A 2,659-nucleotide genomic window follows, 5' to 3' on the forward strand; every position below is an offset into this window, starting at 1 on the left:
GCGAATATCAGCAAGGTCAACCGCCGACACTTACTTGCCAAAGGTCTCTCATTCAGGTTTTCTATGCCGGTGTTAATCGGTAGAAGTAGACTTGTGCGTGTTGACAGTGGGGATCATATCAACGCCCGGTTTTGGGGCGGACTTGGAGCTGCGAAGCAGCGGAAAGGCCGTCCCAGCCCCAACGGGGCGATAACAACCGCTTGTTAGGTGATTCATTTATGACAGCCGTAGAAAACTTTTATACTCAATCACGATATCGTACTTAACTCCCGCTTGCTTTAACCGACCTACGATATGATTCGCGACCTCATTTGGCCGCTCGTGCGCATATTGGACATCAACAACTAAGATATATTTCCCATCTCTCTTAAGTTCGACAAGCATGACGGCCTCCCCCTCATACTCACCACTCCAAGATCTCAACAACTCGTTACGAGGGCTGTTAGCCCAGCGGTTATAACTTCGTATCCAAGGCTTTTTATCCTGAACCAAGCCATTATCACTGCAAAAATTTTCAATGGCGCTATCAGTAATACCGTTGCTATCAGCTAATTCAATCACTGCAAAATTACCACATGCAGTCAACGGAAGGATAACGAAAAATAAAGCCACTTGAAGCATCATACTTTTCATCTGACATCACCTAGACATAATGATCCCCGGTGAAAGTGCCGACCTCCTGCGTTTATCGTGGGTTAGTCAAACTAGAGCCACACTGTTAGATGTAAAGTCTTAACAGAACAGGAGATCGACATGTCTACATCTAGCACGTTTTTTATTGGACCAGATGTTCACAAAGAAACCAAAGATGCCGCTTATTGTGTTGATAATTCGAGAGATGAGCCTGTGTTCCAAGGCACCATTCCCACCAATATTCGTTCTATCAACAAACTTATCAAAAAATACAAAGACTTGGCTAGTCATCTTGTGTGGTTTATGACGTTGGGCTTTTTACATTGGGCTGCTGTTGCTTCAATACACATCGCGATCCAAACCGACAACAATAACAATGTCGTTACTCAGCTATGCCCTTGCTGCCAACATCCCATGCACTGCACTGCACTGGCCTTAGCCGAACGAGCTAGCCGAAAGGCGAACAGTATAAGGAGAATGGCTGGGCTTAACATGAGGATGAAAATACACATAAAATAACAACTTAGCACTACGCCAAACGGGTAAGGGCTTAACGCCATTCACCCCGTCTTAGCCAAACTCGCCTTGCGAAAACTAACAAGGCCTTGGCCCCGCCAACAGCAACACCGTTATTGACTATAGAAGGGAGCATCGGGCTTGTTCAACACCCGAATAAGGTGTCGGCTGCGCGACACCTATTGTTATTTGTTATTAGCCTTTATTTGAGAAAGTAGAGTTTTATAGAACTCAAGATCAGGGGAAGTACCTTTGCTTACTACCAGCTCTAAATACTCGATACCGTTAATGCCATATAACATACTAAACTGCTTAGATTTGAATTTTTTCTGTAGATCGCCACCTAATTTTATTATTTCTATCACATATTCAGGATCTTCGTGTGCTAATACTAATGCAGTAAGAAGAGGAGTGAAGCCTGTGGCTGGATGGTATTCATTTATACTACAATCCAAATTAAGAAAATGGATAACTAACTCTTTAGCTTTAATTCTATCTAATGGAAATATTTCTGCATCAGGGTAGTTATTCATTGCTATATCTATGAGCAGGTTAATATAGCTAATCCGTTGCCCAGCCAAGTCACCAAAACACTTAGATTCTGTTGACGTAACTTTTAATAACGCTAACTTTTTAGGGATTAAGTGAACAATTTTTTCTTCCCCCTTCCAACTTGGGCTATCTATAGATAAACTATGTATTAGCCAAATAGCATTTGGATAATACGTAAGAACTCCTATCCCAAAAGATAAAGAAGAAACAACAATAATCGAGGTGATTAGTTTAAACATACTCAGGCTCATAACATCTTATTAGTGCGACCTTGAAATCAGGGCTACTTTACAAGGTAACAGGCATCGTTTACTTCGTAAGCTTTAGCGAGAAAAGCTTATTACATCGCCGACAGGCGAAACATACACGGTAAAGCCCTTTGACTCTTCTTAGGAAAAGTAACAAGGCTTTGGCCCCGCCAACATCAACACCGTTATTGACTATAGAAGGGAGCATCGGGCTTGTTCAACACCCGAATAAGGTGTCGGCTGCGCGACACCTATTCTTATTTGTTATGTGCACGACGCTCACTCACACCGAACTAGCTAACCAAACGAAAGACAAGCTTGCAAGAAAAACAGCAACAGGCACAACTGAACATACCCAAAAGTCAGAGTAAACAGCATGACGCCTTGCCCTGATGCCATCAACAAATGAAATAAGGATAAGCAGCAAACAACCGACGCCGATATAGAAGTGCTTGCTGAATCCATCCTGTATTCCTATTTCCAAGAATACAGGAGAAATCAGAGCAGCAATCCAAGTAAATGCCACTGCTTTAGCGCCAATAAAGGTACTGTAAGAGTCTTTATTCATAGTTCCAAGTGCACATAGACATAATGACTCCCCAAGAAGGTGCTGTTCTACAACTTCGTGGGTTAGCTGAAAGCCAGAGCCATAATAGTTAATGATAATAAACTAGATTGGAGATCAGCATGAATAAACATAACATACTTTT

Annotated in this window: 4 protein-coding genes; 1 reads left to right on the top strand and 3 read right to left on the bottom strand. The window is 42.2% G+C overall.

Annotated elements, in window-relative coordinates:
- Positions 1–216: 216 nt before the first annotated feature.
- Positions 217–633 carry a hypothetical protein gene (locus tag FFR00_RS21485; RefSeq protein ID WP_137675458.1) on the bottom strand — a complete coding sequence of 139 codons (417 nt, stop codon included), beginning with the start codon at positions 631–633 and terminating at the stop codon, positions 217–219.
- Positions 634–753: 120 nt separating this feature from the next.
- On the opposite strand from FFR00_RS21485, the gene FFR00_RS21490 reads away from it, so the two are divergent.
- Entirely contained in the window at positions 754–1,152 is a 399-nt protein-coding gene (locus FFR00_RS21490; protein ID WP_137675459.1) for an IS110 family transposase, read from the top strand.
- Between the two features lie 182 nt (positions 1,153–1,334).
- Here FFR00_RS21490 and FFR00_RS21495 read toward each other — a convergent pair whose 3' ends face one another.
- Together FFR00_RS21495 and FFR00_RS21500 are read right to left on the bottom strand one after the other, a co-directional pair.
- Positions 1,335–1,940 (bottom strand): hypothetical protein, encoded by a 606-nt coding sequence (locus FFR00_RS21495; protein ID WP_137675460.1) that lies wholly within the window; start codon positions 1,938–1,940, stop codon positions 1,335–1,337.
- 292 nt (positions 1,941–2,232) lie between these two features.
- Complete coding sequence (locus FFR00_RS21500; RefSeq protein WP_137675461.1) at positions 2,233–2,517, bottom strand: hypothetical protein; 285 nt, start codon at positions 2,515–2,517, stop codon at positions 2,233–2,235.
- Positions 2,518–2,659 lie beyond the last annotated feature (142 nt).

This window comes from Agarivorans sp. Toyoura001 (assembly GCF_005405585.1).
GTDB lineage: Bacteria > Pseudomonadota > Gammaproteobacteria > Enterobacterales > Celerinatantimonadaceae > Agarivorans.

Excerpts from the sequence above, each read along its gene's own strand:
- FFR00_RS21485 (WP_137675458.1), bottom strand. The coding sequence starts at position 633 with ATGAAAAGTATGATGCTTCAAGTGGCTTTATTTTTCGTTATCCTTCCG.
- FFR00_RS21500 (WP_137675461.1), bottom strand. The coding sequence starts at position 2,517 with ATGAATAAAGACTCTTACAGTACCTTTATTGGCGCTAAAGCAGTGGCA.
- FFR00_RS21495 (WP_137675460.1), bottom strand. The coding sequence starts at position 1,940 with ATGTTTAAACTAATCACCTCGATTATTGTTGTTTCTTCTTTATCTTTT.
- FFR00_RS21490 (WP_137675459.1), top strand. The coding sequence starts at position 754 with ATGTCTACATCTAGCACGTTTTTTATTGGACCAGATGTTCACAAAGAA.